The following is a 21,514-nucleotide window of genomic DNA, read 5'->3' as shown; positions in this document are numbered from 1 at the left end:
AGTATTTTGCGTAATGTAAATGTCATACTATTGTTACAATGGCGTAAATGATTCTAAAAAAGTACTGTACAATAAAAAAAGATTATGTATAATTAAAAGTGTACCAAGTTTTCAGAAAATTTAAGGGGGACAATCGAGTGAAGAACAGAAAGTTATTTTGGCTGCTAAGCCTAGTATTGGTTCTTAGCGCATTCCTAGCTGCTTGCGGCGGGGGCGGTTCTGATACATCAACAGAACCAAAAGAAGACACAGAAAAACCAGCTGAAGGGGATGCCGCAACTGGCGAACTTGATGCTACACAAGAATTGAACTTGATGGACAGCGCTGAAATTCCTTCAATGGACTCAGCTATCGCAGAAGACCAAGTGTCATTCATCGTTTTGAACAACGTAAACGAAGGTCTTTACCGTTTAAACAAAGATAATCTTGCTGAGCCAGCTGTTGCTAGTGGAGAGCCTGAAATCAGTGAAGACGGCTTAACGTATACTTTCAAACTTCGTGAAGATGCTAAGTGGTCGGATGGTTCACCTCTTACTGCTAAAGATTTCGTTTTCTCTTGGCAACGTGCTATTGACCCAGCTACTGGATCTCCTTACGGTCCTTACATGATGGCTGGAACAATTAAAAACGCTACTGAAATTTCTGAAGGAAAAATGGACAAAGCTGAACTTGGAGTTAAAGCTGTTGATGACTACACTCTAGAAGTTCAATTAGAGCGTCCAACTCCTTACTTCTTGTCTCTAATGTCATTCGGAACATTCTATCCACAAAGCGAAGCATTCGTAACTGAAAAAGGCGATGCTTATGCTTCAAACTCTGAAAACATCCTTTACAACGGACCGTTCACTTTGACTGAATGGGATGGCACTGGATTATCATGGGTTTACAAAAAGAATCCTGAATACTGGGATGCTGAAACAGTTAAACTTGAAACAATCAACGTTGACGTTGTAAAAGAAACTTCAACTGCTTTGAACCTTTACCAAACTGGTGAAAAAGACCGCACTGGACTTTCAAGCGAATACGCTATGCAGTACGCTGACGATCCAGAATTGATCAAACAATTGAACCCATCTGTGTTCTACTTGAAATTCAACCAAGAACGCGGTGGCAAAGAAACACCACTTGCTAACGTAAACATCCGTAAAGCAATCGCTACATCTTTCAACAAACAAGATTTAACTGATGTAGTATTGGCAAACGGTTCACTTCCTGCAAATGGTCTTGTACCAACTGATTTCACTTTCGATGAAAACAAAGGCGACTTCCGTGATGTTAACGGCGACATGCTTAAATATGATGTAGAAGCTGCTAAAAAATACTGGGAAACTGGTTTGAAAGAACTTGGCGTTACTGAACTTAGCTTAGAACTTCTTGGAGGAGACTCTGAACTTTCTAAGAAAATGGATGAGTACATGAAAGCACAAATGGAAGAAAACCTTGAAGGTTTGTCTATCACGCTTAAAGAAGTACCATTTAACGTACGTCTTGAGCTTGACGAGTCACAAGATTACGACATTCAATTCGCTGGCTGGGGCCCTGACTATCAAGACCCTATGACATTCGTTGACTTGTTCGTAACTGGTTCTTCACACAACTTGATGTCTTACTCTAACGAGAAATTCGATGATCTAGTTGCACAAGCTAAAGGTGAACTTGCTACTGATGCTGCTGGACGTTGGCAAGCAATGGCAGATGCAGAGAAAATCCTTATTGAAGAAGACGCAGCAATCGCGCCTGTATACCAACAAGGTCAAATGTCTCTACAAAAGCCATATGTACATGACATCGCTCAACACCCATTCGGCGGAGATTACAGCTACAAGTGGGCGTACATTTCAGGTAAAGAATAAAAAGCTTGCTTAAAAGCGAATATGAAGGGAGTATATCGCCAATTGGAGCGATATACTCTCTTTTATACTGAGGGAAAATTCACCGAATAGTTTTGGTTTTTAGAAAAAATTACAAAATAAAAAAATTAAAAGAAAACGCTTTTATTTATAGAGAGAAGCTTATAAAATGGATATATTCTTTCAGGAGGTGCAGTAATGTTAAAATATATAGGTAAACGATTGTTTTATATGCTAATAACATTAGCGTTGATCGCTACAGCCACGTTTTTCTTAATGAAGGTCCTGCCTGGTTCCCCTATAGCTTCCGCATCTAAACTATCCCCTGAACAACGGGCAATAGTAGAAGCAAGATATGGCCTAGATGAACCCGTACCAGTTCAGTATTTCAAATACATGGCTAACATGGCGCAAGGTGATCTTGGTGTTTCTTTGAACCAATTCAAAGGGGCAGATGTTACCGATTTGATTATTAGCCGAATCGGGCCATCAGCACAAATTGGTTTCCAAGGCATGCTGTTCGGAACTGTAATCGGTATTCTTTTCGGAATGGTTGCAGCGCTAAGGCAAAATACGTGGATAGATTATACGAGTACCACCGTCGCCATTTTTGGAATATCGATACCATCCTTTGTTTTTGCTTCCATGCTTCAATATTTCTTCGCCATTCAATTGGAATGGTTCCCGGTAGCTCTATGGAAAGACGGATTCATGTCGAGCGTTCTGCCATCTCTTGCACTTGCAATGGGGCCATTGGCAATTGCTGCCCGCTTTATCCGTACTGAAATGATTGAGGTTTTAAGTTCAGATTATATTACGCTTGCAAAAGCAAAAGGCGCGACAGGAACAGAAGTGGCTTTTAAACATGCATTCCGCAACGCCTTGATCCCGCTAATCACAGTTTTAGGGCCAATGGCAGTAGGGCTTCTAACAGGGTCTCTAGTTATTGAACAAATTTTCGCAATCCCGGGAATTGGCGAACAGTTTGTAAAAGCAATTATGGTTAACGACTTTGCAATTATCATGGGAACAACAATGTTCTTCTCAGTCTTCTTGATTGCGGTCATTCTTTTAGTAGATATTCTTTATGGAGTAATCGATCCGCGGATCCGTCTCTCAGGAGGTAATAGTTAATGACTCAAAACTTGGAAAAATTTCCGAAAGGATCATTTGAACGAATTACAATTGATCCCAACCAAGCCGAACGTATTTCTAAACCAAGCGTAAGCTTTTGGCAAGATGCTTGGATGCGCCTTCGAAAAAATAAAGGAGCGGTTTTATCACTAATCCTCTTTTTACTGATTTTGATTATGTCATTTGTTGGGCCAATGATCAGCCCGTTTGAACCAAATCATCAAACCATTACTCACGCAAACTTGCCTCCGAAAATTCCTGCACTAGCTGGATTGGGAATTTTTGATGGACATGGTTCATTGGGCGGCAAAGATGTCGACCTTTACGAACTGAAAAAAGTAGATGTGAATTATTGGTTTGGTACTGACGGCCTTGGCCGCGATATGTTTGGACGTATTTGGGAAGGAACACAAGTTTCTCTTTTCATCGCATTTATGGCAGCTTTGATTGATATGCTGATCGGCGTATTATACGGTGGGATTTCCGGTTATTTTGGCGGCCGGATAGACGACGTTATGCAACGAATTGTTGAGATTTTGATCGGTATTCCAAACTTGGTTATTGTAATCTTGATGATCATGGTAATGGATCCCGGCATCACAGCGATTATTATTGCGATTGCCATTACGGGTTGGATCGGGATGTCCCGAGTTGTCCGTGGGCAAGTCTTAAAATACAAAAACCAAGAATTTGTTCTCGCTTCCCGTACATTAGGGGCAAGCCACTCACGAATTATCAGCAAGCACTTATTGCCGAACGTTTTAGGGATTGTCGTAATCAACACAATGTTTACCATTCCGGGCGCGATCTTTTTTGAAGCTTTCCTTAGCTTTATCGGACTTGGCCTTCAGCCGCCCGACGCGTCGCTTGGAACGCTAATTAATGACGGTTATAAGCTAATTCAGTATCAGCCGCATATTTTGATGTTCCCTGCAGCTTTATTGAGCATCATTATGATTTGTTTCAACTTGATTGGTGACGGTCTGCGCGATGCGCTCGATCCGAAAATGAAAGATTAAGGAGGAAAGCGAAAATGGAAAAGATTTTACAAGTTAAAGATCTTGAGCTTTCCTTTCACACATTTGCTGGTGAAGTGAAAGCAATTCGTGGCGTTAATTTTGATTTGTACAAAGGGGAAACGTTGGCGATTGTTGGAGAGTCTGGTTCTGGCAAGTCCGTAACCACAAAATCGATTATGCGTTTATTGCCTGAAAACTCTGCGGAGTTCAAAAATGGTTCCATTATGTTTGGCGGGAGAGACCTGACAAAATTAAAAGACAAAGAAATGCAGAAAATTCGCGGGAAAGACATCTCTATGATCTTCCAAGATCCGATGACATCGCTCAATCCTACAATGCCGATTGGCAGACAGATTACCGAGCCGCTTTTGAAACATCAAAAAGTGGGCAAGGCAGAAGCGAACCGCATTGCCATTGATTTGTTGAAACTTGTTGGGATGCCAAAACCGGAACTTCGGATGAAGCAATACCCTCACCAATTTTCAGGTGGGCAGCGCCAGCGGATCGTTATTGCAATTTCTTTGGCATGCAATCCCCAAATCTTGATTGCAGATGAGCCGACTACGGCGCTTGACGTTACCATCCAAGCGCAAATTTTGGAATTGATGAAAGATCTTCAGAAAAAGATTGATACATCGATCATATTCATTACGCATGACCTTGGAGTTGTGGCAAACGTCGCGGATCGAGTTGCAGTTATGTACGGAGGCAAGATTGTGGAAGTGGGGACGGTAGATGAAATTTTCTATAACCCTCAGCATCCATATACGTGGGGACTGTTAAGTTCTATGCCTTCTTTAGATGCTGATGATGCTAAGCTATATGCAATACCTGGAACGCCGCCAGATCTTTTGGCTCCGCCAAAAGGGGATGCATTTGCACTTCGCAGTGAATATGCATTGCAAATTGATATGGAACAAAACCCACCATTTTTCAAAGTGAGTGAAACTCATTCTGCTGCTACTTGGTTGCTGCATCCGGACGCGCCACATATCGATCCGCCTGAAGCAATCATCGAACGGATGAAAAAATTCCCTGGAAGCAGATACTATGAAGGAAGTGCGGTATGATGGCAGAAAAATTATTGGAAATCAAAAACTTAAAGCAGCATTTTAACGTTGGAAAACCCAATGAAGTGAAAGCCGTTGATGATATCTCCTTCGATATTTACCGCGGTGAAACACTTGGATTGGTTGGAGAATCGGGCTGTGGGAAATCGACTACAGGCCGCTCTATTATTCGCTTGTATGATGCTACTTCTGGCGATGTTTTTTACGAAGGCGAAAACGTCCACGGAAAAAAATCCAAGTCAGATTTAAAGAAATTCAATCGAAAGATGCAAATGATTTTCCAAGATCCCTACGCATCTCTTAATCCGCGTATGAAAGTTATGGATATTATTGCAGAAGGCATTGATATCCACGGCCTAGCGAAAAATCCAACTGAACGCAAAAAAATGGTTTTTGATCTTTTAGAGACAGTTGGTTTGAACAAAGAGCACGCCAACCGTTACCCGCATGAATTCTCAGGCGGCCAGCGCCAGCGCTTAGGCATTGCACGTGCACTTGCTGTAGAACCGGATTTCATCATTGCCGATGAACCGATTTCAGCACTTGACGTATCAATTCAAGCCCAGGTCGTTAACTTGCTAAAAGAACTGCAAGAAGAAAAAGGATTGACTTATTTGTTTATTGCCCACGATTTATCAATGGTGAAATACATTTCAGACCGCATTGGCGTAATGTACTTCGGGAAAATGGTGGAGCTTGCTCCTGCTGATGAGTTGTATAAAAACCCGATGCATCCTTATACGCAATCCCTGCTGTCTGCAATTCCATTGCCGGATCCTGACTATGAACGCAACCGTGTCCGGGTCGCTTATGATCCAGCCACGCATAAATACACGGATGGCGACGATGTGCGCATGAGAGAAATCAAGCCTGGCCATTTTGTCCAGTGCTCAGAACGTGAATTCGAAGCATTGAAAGCGACGGTAAAAGCATAAAACGCAAGCGATGCCAGAAATTGGCATCGCTTTTTAATTTCTTTCAATTTATAGAAAAAATGTTAAAATGAAAGAAGATTGATTGAGAGGGTGTAGGACAACATGAAAGGAATTCGATGGGCAACACTTGGTGTTATGTTATTAAGCACGGGAATAGCGGCACCGGCATATGCAGCAGATGATAAAGAAGCTGCTGATTTTACTACGCGTACATATGAAACAAATGAAATCGATTCAAATGTTATAGCTTCATCTGAGTTGTTTAAATACAGTTCGGGACTGACTTTTGAATATCCGGACGCAGTGCGGGGGATTTTTGTCACCGGGCATTCTGCTGGCGGAGACCGCTTTGAGAAATTGGTGGACCTAGTCGACACGACTGATTTGAATGCCATGGTCATTGACTTTAAAGAAGACTTCGGATATTTGACTTTCCGGCCAGAAAAAGATTCAAAGTTGGCAGCACTTGAAATTGGGCAGCCTTACATAAAAAATCCGCGGGCTGTTTTAGAACGCATGGAAGAAAAGCAAATCTATCCGATTGCCCGCGTGGTTGTTTTTAAAGATTCGGCTTTAGCAGAAAAACGGCCCGACTTGTCGTTTGTGGATGGAGAGTCTGTTTGGAAGAATGGACGCGGTGAATCATTCGTTAACCCATTCTTAAAAGAAGTGTGGGATTACAATGTGCAAATCGCAATTGAAGCAGCTAAACTTGGCTTTAAAGAAATTCAATTTGACTATGTCCGATTCCCGGAAGGGTTTGAAAATAAGACGGACACCCTGGATTTTTCAATGGGAGAATATGAAAAGGCAGGGCTTGATCCGGTCCAGGCACGTGTAGAAGCTGTTACTGATTTTGTGGCCTATGCACGCGAACAGCTGAAACCGTATGATGTACAAGTTTCAGTTGACATTTTTGGCTATTCTGCGACGCTTCCAGAAGCGCCTGGAATCGGCCAAAACTTCTCGAAAATTTCCGAAAATGTCGACGTCATTTCGTCCATGATCTACCCAAGCCATTGGACTTCTTATTTCGGTATTGCAAAACCAGATTTGGAACCGTATAAGCTGATTTCGGAATATGCCAAAGTGGAAAACAAAAAACTAGGTGAATTAAAAACCCCACCGGTTTCTCGTCCTTGGCTGCAGGATTTTACAGCTTCCTATTTAGGTGCAGGGAACTACTTAAATTACGGCAAAACGGAAGTGGAGGCGCAAATCAAGGCATTGAATGACAATGGCATTGATGAGTACTTATTGTGGGACGCTGCCAATACCTATTCGACTGGCGTCGATTATACCCCGTAAATTCAATAGATTTTCAAAAGAGCCTTTTCTATGTGGAAGGCTCTTTTGAATGCAACTTTTTTCAAGTAGAAACGTACTAATAATTAAGGAATGAATTTTCAAAAAGAAATTGTAATTGAGAATAAAAAATTCCGGAATAATGTTTAAGTATAAAAGTATACGGGTAAAAAAGTAGTATACTTAAAAGAAGGTAGTTTATTTATAACAATAATGTGACAGTCTCTAACCTTTTTTTTTATTTTTATGTCAATGGTATATTCAAGATAAGTTAAGTATTGTATAATGAATGTAAAGCTTCTAGATTATATTGATTCTAATTTAAGAATAGATTAGTTATTTCCCGAATTCGAAAGGAAGTGTTCACTTATGATGGTAACGTTATTTACTTCTCCAAGCTGTACTTCTTGCCGAAAAGCTAAAGCGTGGTTGGAAGAACACGATATTCCATATACAGAACGCAATATTTTTTCAGAACCGTTAACAATTAGCGAGATTAAAGAAATTTTACGTATGACTGAAGATGGAACTGATGAAATTATTTCAACGCGTTCGAAAATTTTCCAAAAACTGAATGTAGATGTTGAGAGTTTACCACTTCAGCGTTTATATGAACTAATCCAAGAGCATCCAGGGTTGCTTCGCCGTCCAATCATTATGGATGAAAAGCGCTTGCAAGTAGGATATAACGAAGATGAAATCCGTCGTTTCCTTCCTCGCAAAGTACGAGCATACCAGTTGCTCGAAGCGCAGCGATTGGTAAACTGATAATAGCTTTTAAGCTGCCCAACCTTTATGTAACCATAATGGATCGTTGGGCAGCTTTTCTTTATCCACTATTGTTGCATTTTTTAAATAATTACACTAAACTACTAATTACTTGATGTGCAAGTTGTTATCAGGCAGAAACTTTTCCATTGGGACTCAAAGACGATATAATTAACTTAGCAACAAGGCACGGCTTATGAGGTGATCCTCTTAGTCCAATTCGAAAGGAAAGGAGAGGTGTAAAATGGAAATTGAACGCATAAATGACAACACAGTCAAATTTTACATTTCCTATCTAGATGTAGAAGAACGCGGGTTTAGCCGCGATGAAATTTGGTTTAATCGAGATAAGAGCGAAGAACTTTTTTGGGAAATGATGGATGAAGTGAACGAAGAAGCTGATTTTATTATGGAAGGCCCTCTCTGGATTCAAGTTCAAGCGATGGATAAAGGACTTGAAGTCACAGTGACAAGAGCTCAACTAACGAAAGACGGGCAAAAACTTGATATGCCTGATGATATAGATGAACGCCGTAAAATGTTCTCAAGCGATGATTCTGCAGCTCCGGAGTTTGATGAATTTGAACCGGTTTTTGATGAGCCTGACCTCAAAAAATTAGAATACACTTTCGCGTTTTCTGAAGTGGATGAGTTGTTGCCAATCGCACGCCGCTTGATATATGTGCCGATTGAAACAGCGCTTTACCATTTTGAAGGAAAGTATTATTTATATGCAAGTTTCGACGAAGTGTTGCACTCTGACGATGACGTGAAAAACCACATTAGTATATTTACAGAATACTTACATGCAACTCCGGTTACGATTCACCGTCTGGAAGAGTACGGCAAAGAAATTTTCAAAGAAGATGCACTTTCAAATGTGCTTCACTATTTCGGATAATAAATTCTCTTTCTTGAAAACGAGCAAAAAAGACACATTGGGTAAATCCAATGTGTCTTTTTTTGCTTCCATTCATTTTCTATTGCTTAGTTGAAAGAGTTTTCTTACAATTAAAAAAAGGAGAGTGATTGGCATCTTACTAGCTTTAACAAGCGAGAAGCAATTAATCAATTTGGCGAGGCCCTACGAGAGGAAGGAATTGTTGGCGATGAGGAAAGGCAGTTTGTTTTATTGTCCTGGATGCAATGCTCCGGTCAGATTAAAAGTTGGCGAAATTAAGATCCCTCATTTTGCACATGAAACCCGTTCTTTATGTGAAACTTACAGCGAACCAGAATCCACTATGCACCTGCAAGGAAAGTCTCTTCTTCATCAATTCTTCACACGCAAAAACTTCTCAGTTGAACTCGAAAAATACTTGCCGCCTATCCGCCAGCGGGCAGACTTACTCGTAGAAGGCCAGACAGCGGTTGAATTCCAATGCAGCCAACTTCCGGCTGAACACATTCGCAGCCGCACAGAAGGCTATAACAGCCTAGGCATACAAACGATATGGATTAATGGCTTGCAAGAGACTATTAATGAAGGAATTCAGCTGCTCACTTTGCCCGCTTGGAAACAAGAAGTGTTGAAAAAACAGAAAAACCGAACTTATTTAATCGGTTTTCAACCGGAGCAGGACCGTTTTTATTATTGTTCCAATTTACTGTACGTCAGTGGCAATCGGTGGATCGGCAAAGTTAAATCTCTTTCCGCTAGTAAGCAAGTTTTTCCGTTTGCTGTTCCGAAGCGACTGACATTTTCGGAATTCACTACTGCCTATACGTTCTTTTTACAAGCGCGAAAGAAATTCATCAAAGCTCAATTTTATCCCGGAAACAAATTCCGTAATCCATACTGGCGCAGTTGCTACGAATTAAAATTGGATCCAAGCGATTTGCCGTTAGCGATAGGCGTTCCGGTGCCAAACGCACAGGCCATTCCACTTCATGCAGTATTGTGGCAGCTGCAAGTGTTAGAAGCGGCTGACAAGGGCTCTTCGTTTTCTTCTAGGATTCATTTAAAACAATCGCTGGCCCGGTTTGATTGGACTCCTGAAGCAGAGTCTTTAGCCGCTGCTTATGTAGAGATTTATCATTCGCTAAAAAGCGTCAAAGAAAATACCGACGAATTTCTTGAAACATTATATCGTATTTATTGCAAATACTTATGAGAATTGAGAAAATAACAAGTGGTTCGACATGCGAAAGAGTCGCATAAAGGAGGATTTACAATGGCCAATAAAACATTGACAAGAAATGAAGTGCCGGCTGAGTTGACATGGCGCTTAGAAGACATTTTTGCTACAGATGAGGCATGGGAAGCGGAATTCAAAGAAGTTGCTGCCCTTGCTGAAAAGTCCTCGTCTTACCAAGGGACATTAACTCGTGGGGCAGAAGCTCTTTATGCTGTATTGGTTTACCGTGATGAATTGTTTGAACGTGTTCAACGTCTTTATACATATTCGCATATGCGGTATGACCAAGACACAACCAACTCGAAATACCAGGCGATGGATAGCCGCATGAAATCGTTGTATGCCAAGATTTCTGCTGGAATGTCTTATTTGACGCCAGAAATTTTAGCGTTAGACGAAGCTGTGTTAACGGAGTACATCAACAGTCACGAAGGGTTGAATTTGTACCAGCAAGCAATGGAAGAATTGAATGCCATGCGCCCTCATGTGTTGCCGGCTGAACAAGAATCTTTGCTGGCACAAATGGCTGAAGTCGTGGGAGCTTCCTCGGAAACATTCGGCATGCTGAACAATGCCGATTTGGAATTCCCGACGATTGAAGACGAAAACGGCGAACAAGTTCAAATCACCCATGGCAATTACAGCCGCTTCTTGGAAAATAGCGACCGCCGCGTACGCGAAGATGCGTTCAAGGCAGTTTACGCAACGTACGGCAAGTTCCGCAATACGTTTGCGTCTACTTTGTCAGGAAACATTAAGCGTGACAATGTGAGTGCGCGCATTCGCAAATTCGAGTCAGCGCGCCAAGCGGCTTTGGATGATAACCACATTCCGGAGACCGTTTACGATAACTTGATTGAAACGGTCCATAACAATCTGCATTTGCTTCATCGCTATGTGGCGCTCCGCAAAGAAGTGCTGGGCATCGACCAAGTGCATATGTACGATATGTATACGCCGCTTGTGCAAGAAGTGAAGATGGAAATTCCGTATGAAAAGGCGACAGACTTAGTGCTGAAGGGCTTGGAAGCGCTGGGCGATGAATATACCGGGATTGTTGAAAACGGCTTGAACAACCGCTGGGTGGACGTGTATGAGAACAAAGGCAAGCGCAGCGGGGCGTATTCATCGGGCGCATATGGTACAAACCCATATATCTTGATGAACTGGCAGGACAACGTCACTAATTTGTTTACGCTAGCCCATGAATTTGGCCACAGCGTGCATAGCCATTATTCGCGCAGCAATCAGCCGTTTGTCTACAGCAATTATTCGATTTTTGTAGCAGAAGTGGCGTCGACTTGCAATGAAGCGTTGCTAAACGAATACATGGTGAAAACAACTGAAGATGACCAGGAACGCATTTACTTGCTGAATTATTGGCTTGACGGCTTCCGCGGCACGGTATTCCGCCAAACGATGTTTGCCGAATTTGAACACTTGATGCATCAAATGGATCAAAACGGGGAAGCGTTGACAGCTGAGCGCCTTACGGAAGTGTACTATGAGCTCAATAAGAAGTATTTCGGAGAAGAAGTGGCGGTGGATGAGGAAATCGGTTTGGAATGGGCGCGCATTCCTCATTTCTACTATAATTATTACGTTTACCAATACGCCACAGGATTTAGTGCGGCTACAGCCTTGAGCAAGAAAATACTCGAAGAAGGGCAGCCTGCAGTCGACCGCTATATCAATGAATTTTTGAAAGCCGGAAGTTCTGATTACCCGATTGAAGTATTGAAAAAAGCTGGCGTGGACATGACTTCGTCTAAACCTGTAGAAGATGCCTGCAAAGTATTCGAAGAAAAACTGGATGAATTAGAAAAGCTTTTATTGAAAAAATAATTGTAGAGAAGAAAGCCGATTATAATGATTGGCTTTCTTTTTTTGTTTTATTAATATAGTATTATGTGGTGTTACTAAGCTATTCTGTATTAACCAAATGCTGATAAGCATCTTTTGGTGCAGATTTTCTGTTTTCTGAAATAGCGTAAGAGACGGATGAAAATCCGTTGAAAACACTAATGAAACGGAAATCTTCATGAAGGAAACGAGAAAAAAGGGTTATGTCAAATTTGACGGTTTTGTGAAAATCTTTGTGAATTATTGCATTAACAATTATTTCGTGATAAGGTTAGGTTGTGAAATAAATCACATACAAACATACACCCCTTTGTTTGAGCGTGAACATTTCTCCCATCCCCTTTGTGTAATAGGAAAGGCGCCTTCCGGACGTGGAAGGCGCCTTTCGCTTTTTAGAAAAGCGCAAATCACTGTTTATACTTTCTAATCAATCAAAGAAAAAAACCGACCCGCATATAGCGGATCGGTTATTTTGCTTTCCACAACGTATCGTCGGATAAGCAGATGCGCTCCAGTTTTTGTTGGAGCATTTGTTTCTTCAATTCCCGCTCAGCAGTTTGTTCAGAAATGTTATATATAGAGGCAATTTCTCTAGTTGCCATCGTCGAATATTTTGCAAATAGGACTTCTAATGAAGGAGGAGTCTGCCGGTTTAAACTTTCGTTTCCAAGCATTTCCTGTAAAATGGTTTGATAAACATCATATGGATAAAGTCCAGATACTTTAACGCCTTCGTCTTCTATGCATTCATTGAAAAAAACAATGCTCGGCACTTCGCTAACTTCCATTTCACGCGTAATTTGCAAATCGCATTGAAAAGCTTTTGCGGTATGAACTGAATGAAAATCACGTTTAAATTCTTCTTGATCCAATTGGGATTCTTCAGCAATTTCCAAAAGAATGGCATAAGACGAAACATCTTTTGTCTTTAGCAGCAAGTGCTCCTGCAATTTGTGCAAAAAGCGATTGCCTGCCCGTTTCCCTTGAAGTTCTGCAGCTTTGACTGCAACCGAAGCGAGTACAGGGTGAGAAAGATTATTGGTATCTATAATGGACGTTTTGTTGATCGAGTTTAAATTTGAAAGCTTGGTGCTTAACACTACACGCATGGAGAAATAATGGCCGTATTCGATTTGAAGTTTACGGATGATTGCCTGCAATTCCCAACATTCGGAATTGAGCGGGTCCATAAAAATGTATAATTCCAAAGGCTTGAGCGAATTTGCTTTTTCAGTAATCTCTTGCGCATAATCCAATTTACTCACGACAACTCCTCCTCACTATCTTGTTCATTGACCATGTGATGCGCCGTCAGAACAAGGCGATTATAGAAGGTTTCACGAAATTTCCCGGTCAATCCTACTTCATCCATGGCTTCGCTCATGCACTCGAGCCACGCCTGTGCGCGTTCCGGAGTGATAGGAAATGGATGATGCCGGGCTTTTAGCCTGGGATGACCATGTTCTTCCGAATAAATATTGGGTCCACCTAAATATTGAGTCATAAACTGTTTTTGTTTTCTCGCAGTTTCTGTTAAGTCCTTTGGGAAAATAGGCTGCAGCTTTGGATGCTCAGCCACACGAGCATAAAATGCATCGACTAACCGTGACAGTCGTTCCGCACCAATTTCGTCGTACGGAATTATCGGTTTTCCAGTCATCATTGTGTCTCCTTTGCTTTAGCTGTAAATTCATTCTAACAACGAAGAAGAAATTTCTCAAACAAATCGACTGCTAAGAAGTGGACGCGAAATGGAAACAGATGTAAATTATTTGTATAAACTGTTTAGTGGCGCGCAGTAGCGGCTTTCATAAAGCGTGCAATTTTTTTATCGGCAGGGCGAGAAGGGATGTTGTGTTGTTGTAAAAAATTCTCAAACTTTTGTTTTCCTGATGCGGCATCGCTCACTTCATACTCCAATTCGTAATCTTCCACTCCGTTGTACAAAGAGTGATCAAGCACCAGCAATCCGCCTTCATATTCAAACTCGATGCGGTGCGTGATCAACGAACCGATCGGGCGGAGCCGCTTCCACTCAATTCCTTCTGTACTTAATACAGCCAGAACTTCTAAAGCATCAAATGATACAGAATGGCGGATGTTTTGAGCTTCTTGAGCAGTAAGAAAATCAGTTATTTCGTAATTTCCTTCTGCAGCCGGTGTTTTCAATGTGCATTCAAAGCGATCATTTTTCTTTCGGATGCGAAGAGCGAAGCGCTTTTCTTTTAATTGAAAATCCGATGTATCAAAATATTGATTTTCTTGCGTTTGGGCATCGCTTGGACGAAAATTAAAAAACGCCAAGAGTTCTTCGTAATTTTCTTTTGTCAGCATATTTTTGAACTCAATTTCAAGTTCTTTAGACATGTCATCACCTCTTTATTGATTTTATTATCGGATAGATTTCCGCAAACTGCAACGTTTGGCAGAGCTGTGCTAAAATATGACTATTAGGAAGGTTTTTGCGAAATGGAATGTCGAGTTTAGGGATTTCGATTTTATCGCCATTTTGCATAAGAACCAGGATCGCTTTTGTGAAAGGGAGATTGCATTGCGCAAACTTGTTGAAGCAAGAAAAGGAAAAATGACAGAAACCGAAATCCACTTTGTTGTGGATGCTGCCGAGCCGGCAGTCGGCATTGAAGCTTCGGGACGAATGATTGCAGATTCGGAAAACCGGGCATTTGTATATTTGCTCGATAGCGGCACAAAATTTATCTACTTGCAGTTTTCAGAAGCCGTTTGGCCAAGTTTAGCCGAAGCGCTAGAACGTGAAACGGTGCCTTTGCTTATGTATGGGCAGCAAATCTTGCCGCTTGTGCGTTTTCACGAGGAATTGTGGATGTTATTAGAGAACATAAAAGATAATACAAACTATAGCGAGACATTTCGTTTGGCTGTAGAAACAGTTTTTGATGAGGCGCTTGCTTCACGAATGTAAACAGAAGTGAGGGGGACCACTGATGGGCCAATGGGATCGTTTTTTAGCACCGTACCAACAAGCAGTCGATGAATTAAAAATAAAGTTCAAAGGCATGCGCAGGCAATTTGAAACCGAGAATACGAATTCACCAATAGAATTTGTGACTGGCCGCGTAAAACCGTTGGCCAGCATATACGATAAAACGCTCGAAAAAGGCATTCCGTTTGAGCCGTCGGAAAAGCTTGCCCACGAATTGCAAGATATCGCCGGACTCCGAATGATGTGCCAGTTTGTCGGGGACATCAAAACCGTGGTTTCGCTGCTGCGCCAACGCAATGATTTGCGCATAGTGGAAGAAAAAGATTATATTTCCCACGAAAAACAAAGCGGTTACCGCTCTTACCACGTCATTGTCGAGTACCCGGTACAGACAGTTAAAGGAGAACAGTTGATCTTGGCTGAGATCCAAATCCGGACGCTTGCCATGAATTTTTGGGCATCCATTGAGCATTCCCTTAACTATAAATACAAAGGTGTTTTCCCCGAAGAAATCAAGCTTCGGCTGCAGCGCGCAGCGGAAGCCGCATTTCAGCTAGATGAAGAAATGTCGAAAATCCGGGATGAAATCCAAGACGCGCAAGCTTACTTTAGCGAATACAAAGAATCGCCCAGCACGCATTTTCCTGCTGAACGGGAAGGAGAGCGAAAAAAACAATGAAATTTTTTATTATGTCGAGAACCGATGATTTATCAAATGAATTGATGGCCACGGCACGTGCATATCTTGAAGATTTTGAAATGGTCTGGGATGAGGAATCGCCGGACGTCGTGTTATCGATTGGAGGCGACGGCACGCTTTTGCACGCTTTCCATAAATACCGTGACCAATTGGCTTCCGTGGCCTTTGTCGGCATACATACCGGCCATCTTGGATTTTATGCAGATTGGAAGCCTATTGAAATTGAAAAATTGGTATTGTCCATTGCCAAAAAAGATTATGAAGTCATTGAATATCCATTGGTGGAAGTTACCATTCACTATCAACATTCAGACAAGCCGGCGGTTTACCTGGCATTGAATGAATCGACTGTAAAATCGCCGGAAGTAACGCTCGTTATGGATGTTTTTCTGAACGAAAGCCATTTTGAACGTTTCCGGGGAGACGGTTTGTGCATGTCGACGCCATCGGGCAGCACGGCTTACAACAAAGCGCTTGGCGGGGCAATTATCCACCCGTCATTGCAGGCGATGCAATTGACCGAAATGGCCTCCATTAACAACCGGGTGTTCCGGACCGTGGGATCACCACTCGTCTTGCCAGCACATCATCGTTGCGTCCTGCGTCCAGTCAAAGCGCCGGACTTTATGGTGACGATCGATCATGTGCAATTGCTACATAAAGACGTTAAATCGATTGAATACCGAGTCGCTGATGAAAAAGTTCGCTTCGCGCGCTTCCGTGCATTCCCGTTCTGGAAACGCGTGCACGATTCGTTCATTGACAGCGATCTGTGAGGGACGTTAAATGAAACCATTCCAATTATCGTATACCGCAGCTGAACCGATTCTGCTTCGGGAGGCACTTGGCGGCTGGGGCATTTCGAAACGCACGTTGGCGTCTGTGAAATACAGTGGCGGCCAGCTTTTAGTAAATGGCAAAGAAGTAACGGTCCGGCATCTTTTGCAAAAAGATGATGCCGTGACCGTTATTTTTCCGAATGAAGAACTGGGTAAAGGCTTGGTCGCTGAAGCGGGGCATTTAACGATTGTTTATGAAGATGAAGCTTTGTTGATTGTCAATAAGCCTAAAGATCAAAACACCATCCCGTCTCGTGAACACCCATCTGGAAGTTTGGCTAATATTGTGGCGCATTATTTTGAAACCGAAAAGATACCAGCGACGCTCCACATCGCGACAAGGCTTGACCGGGATACGTCTGGCCTCGTATGCATCGCAAAAAACCGCCATATTCATCATATGCTTTCCATGCAGCAGCAGGAAAAAAAGATGAAACGACGGTATCAGGCATTGGTGCATGGCAAGTTGCCGGATTCCCATTTCAGAATTACGGCTCCTATCGGCCGGAAAAGCACAAGCATCATTGAACGGGAAGTTCGGTCGGATGGGCAATTTGCCGAAACGGAAATTCAAGTAGTTAATGAATACAGAAACTTTTCCCATTTGTTGGTGCAGCTCAACACAGGAAGAACACATCAAATCCGTGTGCACCTTTCCCATATCGGCCATCCGCTTTTAGGGGATGACTTGTATGGAGGAAAACGGGACTTGATCGGCCGGCAGGCGTTGCACTGTGCGGAATTGGATTTGATTCACCCGACAACGGGGATGTCTTTGCATTTTTCCTCTCCGCTCAACGAAGACATGGCGGACTTGGTTCAACGGTAGTGATGAAAACGGTCGGAATAATAAGGTTGAGCCGACGGAACGGAGACAACTGTTTTTTCCGGAAATTGAAAAGCGGAAAGCGATCCGCCAAATACACAGCCGGTATCAATATTGACCGTATTGTTGATGATATAAGGTTCCGACGTAGGGGTGTGGCCGTAAACGATTATTTTTTGGCCTTTATAATTTTTGGCCCAGTCGCGGCGGACCGGGCGGCCATTGGCATCAATTTTTCCAGTGGTGTCGCCGTATAGGACAAAAGAGGCAATGCCTTTTGAAATCGGTTTGCCGATCATGTCTTCTTTGATGCCGGCATGAGCCACGACCAACTCTTCGCCGAATTCCAAGTAAAGCGGCAGCTTTTCATAAAATTGCACGTAGCGGGCACGGAATTGCTGCTGCTCTTTTTTGTTCAGCCGGTGAAACTCATTGACCGTTGTTTCGAGACCGTGGGCAAGATGTACTTTATTGCCTTTGAAAAACCGGTATAATTTATTGCAGTGGTTCCCCGGGCAATAATAAAGGCTCCCGCGGTCTTGCATGGAAAACAAGAGATGGAGCACTGCCAGTGAATCCGGGCCGCGGTCCATGGCGTCTCCGACGAAGACCAGCTGGCGGCCTTCTGGGTGGACGTAATGGCTGTTTTCTTTTTCGTAGCCAAGAATAGTAAGAAGTTCGATTAATTCGTTAAAGCACCCATGAATATCTCCGATGATGTCGTATTTCATTCTAATCACCTCATTGGCCAGATTGCCTATTTGCTTAAACCTAGTGTAACGTATAGAATACGATAGTCGAAAGGTAAACACTTGAAAGGAGGGAGCATACATGATGGAAGAAAAAACAGTTCGCGACGAAGAATTGAATGTAGAAATATTGCTGGATTTAATAGAACGCAGGGAGCTGGAAAGCTTCAGAGAAGAATTCTTATCTTATCATCCATACGATCAAGCTGTGTTTTACGAACAAGTTGAACCAGAAATACGCGCGCTGCTGTATCAGTATCTCTCTCCAAAAGAAATGGCTGAAATTTTTGAAGCCGTTGAATTGGACGACGAAGAATACGAAGACCTATTCAAAGAAATGAATTCGCTCTATGCGGCAGACCTTCTCGCCTTGATGTCTTCCGATGATGCAGTGGATGTGTTAAATAATTTAAACAAAGAGCAAGTGGCGAGCTATTTATCGATTATGGACAAAGCAGCCGCCCGCGATATCAAAGATTTGCTGCATTATGAGGAATACACGGCCGGATCTATTATGACAACGGAGTTTGTTGCCATCCCGCAAAATTCTACGGTCCGTTCAGCCATGAACATTCTTCGAAATGCCGCGCCGAACGCGGAAACGATTTACTATGTCTTTGTAATCGATGATGACCGCAAACTAACTGGCATTGTCACGCTGCGTGATTTGATCATAGCTGATGAAGATACGTTGATTGGCACGATCATGAGCGAACGCGTCGTCAGTGTGTCAGTCAGCGAAGACCAGGAAGAAGTGGCTCGCATGATTAAAGACTATGATTTTCTTGCGATGCCGGTTGTAGATTTTCAAAACCATTTGCTTGGAATCATTACCGTCGATGATATTATTGACGTGCTTGACGAAGAAGCATCGGACGATTATTCAAAACTAGCCGGTGTCACTGATATGCAAAACTTTGACAAAGGGCCGTTTACAGCTGCAAAAAAACGGCTGCCATGGCTGATCTTGCTGACATTCCTCGGTATGCTGACCGCAAATTTAATGGGCTTGTTTGAAGCGACGCTTGATCAAGTGGCACTGCTTGCAGTATTTATTCCATTGATTGCCGGCATGGCTGGAAACAGCGGAACACAAGCGCTAGCTGTCGCCGTGCGTGGTATTGCGACAGGGGACATTGAAGAAGAAAGCAAACTCAAGCTATTGATGAGGGAAGCGGGAACGGGTTTGATTACCGGTGTGGTCTGTGGCGTGGTCGTGATTGGGTTGGTGTATTTCTGGAAAGGCGAATTGCTGATCGGCATTTTGGTCGGAACAGCGGTCATGAGTTCCATTTTTGTAGCCACACTTGCCGGCTCATTTATTCCGCTCTTGATCCACCGCATGAAAATCGATCCAGCAGTAGCATCAGGACCGTTTATCACTACGTTGAATGACATCATTTCGATATTAATTTACCTTGGCCTAGCTACAACTTTTTTAAACCAACTTTAGAAAAGTGCGAATTGCACTTTTCTTTTTTATAGGGTAATATTAGTACCAGGTAATAAGTTGAGATAATAATCGGTACAGGAGGAATATAAATGTCGATATCATTAGAAGGAAAAACGTTTGTAGTTATGGGAGTTGCGAACAAACGCAGCATTGCCTGGGGAATTGCCCGTTCTTTGGACCAATCAGGCGCCCGATTGATTTTTACATATGCAGGGGAGCGCTTTGAAAAGTCGGTCCGCGATTTGGTTGCTACATTAGATGGCAACCATGAGTTGATTTTGCCTTGTGACGTTACTAGCGACGAAGATGTCGAGAAATGTTTTAACACAATCAAAGAAGAAGTGGGCACCATCCACGGATTGGCGCATTGCATCGCATTTGCCAAAACGGAAGAGTTGGCCGGCAACTTCTCGGATACATCAAGAGACGGTTTCTTGTTGGCGCAAAATATCAGTTCGTATTCGTTAACTGTCATCTCGAAATATGCGAAACCGCTGATGGAAGAAGGCGGCAGCATTGTAGCGTTAACGTACATTGGCGGCGAGCGCGTAATGCCGAATTACAACGTTATGGGCGTAGCAAAAGCATCGCTTGAAATGTCGGTCCGCTATTTGGCAGCAGATTTGGGCAGAAGCGGAATCCGCGTCAATGCCATTTCATCTGGCCCGATCCGCACGCTTTCTTCAAAAGGCGTCAGCGATTTCAACTCGATCCTTCATGAAATTGAAGAGAAAGCACCGCTTCACCGCAACACAACGCCTGAAGAAGTCGGCGATACAGCCGTATTCTTGTTCAGCGAAATGTCCCGCGGCATTACAGGAGAAACCATCCACGTCGATAGCGGCTACCATATTCTTTAATAATTATAGAAAAAGCAGATCAGCCTATGCGCTGATCTGCTTTTTTAATTGATTTTATTACATTACTTGCTTTTCCATCGATTTGTGGGGAATTCCCGCGTCGTAAAATTCGTCGGACGTGATGACATAACCTAATTTTTCATAAAAAGGAATGGCGTACGATTGGGCATTTAGTTTTAAGCGGAAGTAGCCGTTTGACCGAGCGTATTCTTCCATGGCTTCCATGATGGCAACGCCGACATGCTGTCCGCGGTAGGATGGAAGTACGGCTACGCGTTCTACTTTGCCTACGCCCGGCTCATATTCCCGCATGCGGCCGGCAGCTATTGGCTGTGCAAGTTCGTAGCCGACGAAATGAACCGCTGTCCGGTCGTGTTCATCCAGTTCAATTGTTGCAGGCACGCCTTGTTCTTCAATAAAAACTGTTCTCCGAACCGCCAAGGCTTGTTCTTTTTCCAACGGGGTTTCAGCAATTTTAACTTTCTGCAATTATTGATCATCTCCTGTTAAACGGAACGTTTCGTAAGCAGTCCATGAGCCATCTTCAAGCTGATACAGCAAGTGGATGCGGTCGATGATTTCTTCGTGATTGACGCCGACCATTTTTAACTGGCCAAAAATATCGGCGTGTTCTGAATCCGATAATTTTTGGGAAATAGTAATGTGCGGAACATACGAATATTTTTCTTCCGTATTAAAGAAACCGGTGTTCAATGATTTGTGCAGCTCCAAAATTTCAGGAGTTGGATCCACTTTAAAATAAAGCGTATTCGTTAAAGGAGAAAATGAGCTAACGCGAGAAGCATGCAATTTAAATGGTTTATGGCTTTTAGCAATTTCCGCGATTTTTTCGGAAATCTCTTTAATTTGATCATCTTCTACTTCAAAAGCGTCTTTTAACGTCATATGAGGTGTAATCAATTCGTAATGCGGGTCATAGCGTTTTCGGTAGGAATTGGCTAAGTCTTGCAATTTTTTGGATGGAAATGCGGCAACGCCATATTTCATAGTAAAGCCCCCTTATCGGTTATATTCATATTATG

Annotated in this window: 22 protein-coding genes; 16 read left to right on the top strand and 6 right to left on the bottom strand. The window is 42.7% G+C overall.

Annotated elements, in window-relative coordinates; all coding sequences use genetic code 11:
• The first annotated feature begins 137 nt into the window (after positions 1-137).
• The 10 genes from ACRRQV_RS06040 to pepF all read left to right on the top strand — a co-directional run bounded on the left by ACRRQV_RS06040 (position 138) and on the right by pepF (position 12,064).
• Positions 138-1,853 (top strand): peptide ABC transporter substrate-binding protein, encoded by a 1,716-nt coding sequence (locus ACRRQV_RS06040; protein ID WP_432528710.1) that lies wholly within the window; start codon positions 138-140, stop codon positions 1,851-1,853.
• Between the two features lie 195 nt (positions 1,854-2,048).
• Positions 2,049-2,984 carry an oligopeptide ABC transporter permease gene (gene opp3b / locus ACRRQV_RS06035; RefSeq protein ID WP_432528708.1) on the top strand — a complete coding sequence of 312 codons (936 nt, stop codon included), beginning with the start codon at positions 2,049-2,051 and terminating at the stop codon, positions 2,982-2,984.
• Positions 2,984-4,003 carry an oligopeptide ABC transporter permease gene (opp3C, locus tag ACRRQV_RS06030; RefSeq protein WP_432528706.1) on the top strand — a complete coding sequence of 340 codons (1,020 nt, stop codon included), beginning with the start codon at positions 2,984-2,986 and terminating at the stop codon, positions 4,001-4,003. Before opp3b ends, opp3C begins: the two co-directional genes overlap by 1 nt.
• A 14-nt stretch (positions 4,004-4,017) precedes the next feature.
• The gene (locus tag ACRRQV_RS06025) at positions 4,018-5,073 is read left to right on the top strand and encodes an ABC transporter ATP-binding protein (protein WP_432528704.1); all 1,056 of its coding nucleotides are present in this window, start codon (positions 4,018-4,020) and stop codon (positions 5,071-5,073) included.
• The gene (locus ACRRQV_RS06020) at positions 5,073-6,008 is read left to right on the top strand and encodes an ABC transporter ATP-binding protein (protein ID WP_432529476.1); all 936 of its coding nucleotides are present in this window, start codon (positions 5,073-5,075) and stop codon (positions 6,006-6,008) included. Before ACRRQV_RS06025 ends, ACRRQV_RS06020 begins: the two co-directional genes overlap by 1 nt.
• A gap of 102 nt (positions 6,009-6,110) precedes the next feature.
• Positions 6,111-7,316, top strand: a complete 1,206-nt coding sequence (locus tag ACRRQV_RS06015; RefSeq protein ID WP_432528702.1) for a putative glycoside hydrolase — start codon at positions 6,111-6,113, stop codon at positions 7,314-7,316.
• Positions 7,317-7,685: 369 nt separating this feature from the next.
• A complete protein-coding gene (spxA, locus tag ACRRQV_RS06010) occupies positions 7,686-8,081 on the top strand; it encodes a transcriptional regulator SpxA (protein WP_432529474.1) in 396 nt (131 codons plus the stop codon).
• A gap of 244 nt (positions 8,082-8,325) precedes the next feature.
• Entirely contained in the window at positions 8,326-8,982 is a 657-nt protein-coding gene (gene mecA / locus ACRRQV_RS06005; protein WP_432528700.1) for an adaptor protein MecA, read from the top strand.
• A gap of 124 nt (positions 8,983-9,106) precedes the next feature.
• Positions 9,107-10,195, top strand: coding sequence for a competence protein CoiA (locus ACRRQV_RS06000; protein WP_432528698.1), 1,089 nt, complete (start codon positions 9,107-9,109; stop codon positions 10,193-10,195).
• Between the two features lie 60 nt (positions 10,196-10,255).
• Positions 10,256-12,064 carry an oligoendopeptidase F gene (gene pepF / locus ACRRQV_RS05995; RefSeq protein WP_432528696.1) on the top strand — a complete coding sequence of 603 codons (1,809 nt, stop codon included), beginning with the start codon at positions 10,256-10,258 and terminating at the stop codon, positions 12,062-12,064.
• Positions 12,065-12,549: 485 nt separating this feature from the next.
• Here pepF and ACRRQV_RS05990 read toward each other — a convergent pair whose 3' ends face one another.
• The 3 genes from ACRRQV_RS05990 to ACRRQV_RS05980 all read right to left on the bottom strand — a co-directional run bounded on the left by ACRRQV_RS05990 (position 12,550) and on the right by ACRRQV_RS05980 (position 14,449).
• Positions 12,550-13,347 (bottom strand): ClpXP adapter SpxH family protein, encoded by a 798-nt coding sequence (locus ACRRQV_RS05990; protein WP_432528694.1) that lies wholly within the window; start codon positions 13,345-13,347, stop codon positions 12,550-12,552.
• Positions 13,344-13,742: a globin gene (locus tag ACRRQV_RS05985; RefSeq protein WP_432528692.1), complete on the bottom strand. Its 399-nt coding sequence runs from the start codon at positions 13,740-13,742 to the stop codon at positions 13,344-13,346. The genes ACRRQV_RS05990 and ACRRQV_RS05985 overlap by 4 nt, the downstream gene beginning before the upstream one ends.
• 125 nt (positions 13,743-13,867) lie before the next feature.
• On the bottom strand, positions 13,868-14,449 hold the full coding sequence (locus ACRRQV_RS05980) for a CYTH domain-containing protein (protein ID WP_432528690.1): 582 nt from the start codon (positions 14,447-14,449) through the stop codon (positions 13,868-13,870).
• 217 nt (positions 14,450-14,666) lie between these two features.
• Between ACRRQV_RS05980 and ACRRQV_RS05975 the strand changes: the two genes are divergently transcribed.
• The 4 genes from ACRRQV_RS05975 to ACRRQV_RS05960 are packed head-to-tail and all read left to right on the top strand — an operon-like array spanning position 14,667 to position 17,412.
• A complete protein-coding gene (locus ACRRQV_RS05975; protein WP_432528688.1) occupies positions 14,667-15,023 on the top strand; it encodes a hypothetical protein in 357 nt (118 codons plus the stop codon).
• Positions 15,024-15,045: 22 nt separating this feature from the next.
• Entirely contained in the window at positions 15,046-15,723 is a 678-nt protein-coding gene (locus ACRRQV_RS05970) for a GTP pyrophosphokinase (protein WP_432528686.1), read from the top strand.
• Entirely contained in the window at positions 15,720-16,520 is an 801-nt protein-coding gene (locus ACRRQV_RS05965) for an NAD kinase (RefSeq protein ID WP_432528684.1), read from the top strand. Before ACRRQV_RS05970 ends, ACRRQV_RS05965 begins: the two co-directional genes overlap by 4 nt.
• A 10-nt stretch (positions 16,521-16,530) precedes the next feature.
• Complete coding sequence (locus ACRRQV_RS05960; protein ID WP_432528682.1) at positions 16,531-17,412, top strand: RluA family pseudouridine synthase; 882 nt, start codon at positions 16,531-16,533, stop codon at positions 17,410-17,412.
• Here the strand turns inward: ACRRQV_RS05960 and prpE are convergent.
• Positions 17,403-18,140: a bis(5'-nucleosyl)-tetraphosphatase PrpE gene (prpE, locus tag ACRRQV_RS05955; RefSeq protein WP_432528680.1), complete on the bottom strand. Its 738-nt coding sequence runs from the start codon at positions 18,138-18,140 to the stop codon at positions 17,403-17,405. The genes ACRRQV_RS05960 and prpE overlap by 10 nt on opposite strands.
• 100 nt (positions 18,141-18,240) lie before the next feature.
• Here prpE and mgtE point away from each other — a divergent pair, with 100 nt between their 5' ends.
• Together mgtE and fabI are read left to right on the top strand one after the other, a co-directional pair.
• A complete protein-coding gene (mgtE, locus tag ACRRQV_RS05950) occupies positions 18,241-19,611 on the top strand; it encodes a magnesium transporter (RefSeq protein ID WP_432528678.1) in 1,371 nt (456 codons plus the stop codon).
• Positions 19,612-19,700: 89 nt separating this feature from the next.
• The gene (fabI, locus tag ACRRQV_RS05945; RefSeq protein WP_432528676.1) at positions 19,701-20,471 is read left to right on the top strand and encodes an enoyl-ACP reductase FabI; all 771 of its coding nucleotides are present in this window, start codon (positions 19,701-19,703) and stop codon (positions 20,469-20,471) included.
• A gap of 57 nt (positions 20,472-20,528) precedes the next feature.
• Here the strand turns inward: fabI and ACRRQV_RS05940 are convergent, their stop codons facing one another.
• Together ACRRQV_RS05940 and ACRRQV_RS05935 are read right to left on the bottom strand one after the other, a co-directional pair.
• On the bottom strand, positions 20,529-20,960 hold the full coding sequence (locus ACRRQV_RS05940) for a GNAT family N-acetyltransferase (RefSeq protein ID WP_432528674.1): 432 nt from the start codon (positions 20,958-20,960) through the stop codon (positions 20,529-20,531).
• Positions 20,961-21,479 (bottom strand): YjcG family protein, encoded by a 519-nt coding sequence (locus ACRRQV_RS05935; protein ID WP_432528672.1) that lies wholly within the window; start codon positions 21,477-21,479, stop codon positions 20,961-20,963. It lies immediately after the preceding gene.
• Positions 21,480-21,514: the final 35 nt, after the last annotated feature.

Origin of the sequence: Planococcus sp. YIM B11945, from assembly GCF_050864155.1 — a bacterium.
In the GTDB taxonomy this organism is placed as follows: domain Bacteria; phylum Bacillota; class Bacilli; order Bacillales_A; family Planococcaceae; genus Planococcus.
The sequence above is the reverse complement of the archived record's forward strand: the minus strand, read 5'-3'. Positions and strand labels throughout refer to the sequence as shown.

Coding starts and splice junctions, on each gene's coding strand:
- opp3b (WP_432528708.1), top strand. CDS start 2,049: ATGTTAAAATATATAGGTAAACGATTGTTTTATATGCTAATAACATTA.
- opp3C (WP_432528706.1), top strand. CDS start 2,984: ATGACTCAAAACTTGGAAAAATTTCCGAAAGGATCATTTGAACGAATT.
- ACRRQV_RS06025 (WP_432528704.1), top strand. CDS start 4,018: ATGGAAAAGATTTTACAAGTTAAAGATCTTGAGCTTTCCTTTCACACA.
- ACRRQV_RS06020 (WP_432529476.1), top strand. CDS start 5,073: ATGGCAGAAAAATTATTGGAAATCAAAAACTTAAAGCAGCATTTTAAC.
- ACRRQV_RS06015 (WP_432528702.1), top strand. CDS start 6,111: ATGAAAGGAATTCGATGGGCAACACTTGGTGTTATGTTATTAAGCACG.
- spxA (WP_432529474.1), top strand. CDS start 7,686: ATGGTAACGTTATTTACTTCTCCAAGCTGTACTTCTTGCCGAAAAGCT.
- mecA (WP_432528700.1), top strand. CDS start 8,326: ATGGAAATTGAACGCATAAATGACAACACAGTCAAATTTTACATTTCC.
- pepF (WP_432528696.1), top strand. CDS start 10,256: ATGGCCAATAAAACATTGACAAGAAATGAAGTGCCGGCTGAGTTGACA.
- ACRRQV_RS05985 (WP_432528692.1), bottom strand. CDS start 13,742: ATGACTGGAAAACCGATAATTCCGTACGACGAAATTGGTGCGGAACGA.
- ACRRQV_RS05980 (WP_432528690.1), bottom strand. CDS start 14,449: ATGTCTAAAGAACTTGAAATTGAGTTCAAAAATATGCTGACAAAAGAA.
- ACRRQV_RS05975 (WP_432528688.1), top strand. CDS start 14,667: ATGACAGAAACCGAAATCCACTTTGTTGTGGATGCTGCCGAGCCGGCA.
- ACRRQV_RS05970 (WP_432528686.1), top strand. CDS start 15,046: ATGGGCCAATGGGATCGTTTTTTAGCACCGTACCAACAAGCAGTCGAT.
- ACRRQV_RS05965 (WP_432528684.1), top strand. CDS start 15,720: ATGAAATTTTTTATTATGTCGAGAACCGATGATTTATCAAATGAATTG.
- ACRRQV_RS05960 (WP_432528682.1), top strand. CDS start 16,531: ATGAAACCATTCCAATTATCGTATACCGCAGCTGAACCGATTCTGCTT.
- prpE (WP_432528680.1), bottom strand. CDS start 18,140: ATGAAATACGACATCATCGGAGATATTCATGGGTGCTTTAACGAATTA.
- mgtE (WP_432528678.1), top strand. CDS start 18,241: ATGATGGAAGAAAAAACAGTTCGCGACGAAGAATTGAATGTAGAAATA.
- fabI (WP_432528676.1), top strand. CDS start 19,701: ATGTCGATATCATTAGAAGGAAAAACGTTTGTAGTTATGGGAGTTGCG.
- ACRRQV_RS05935 (WP_432528672.1), bottom strand. CDS start 21,479: ATGAAATATGGCGTTGCCGCATTTCCATCCAAAAAATTGCAAGACTTA.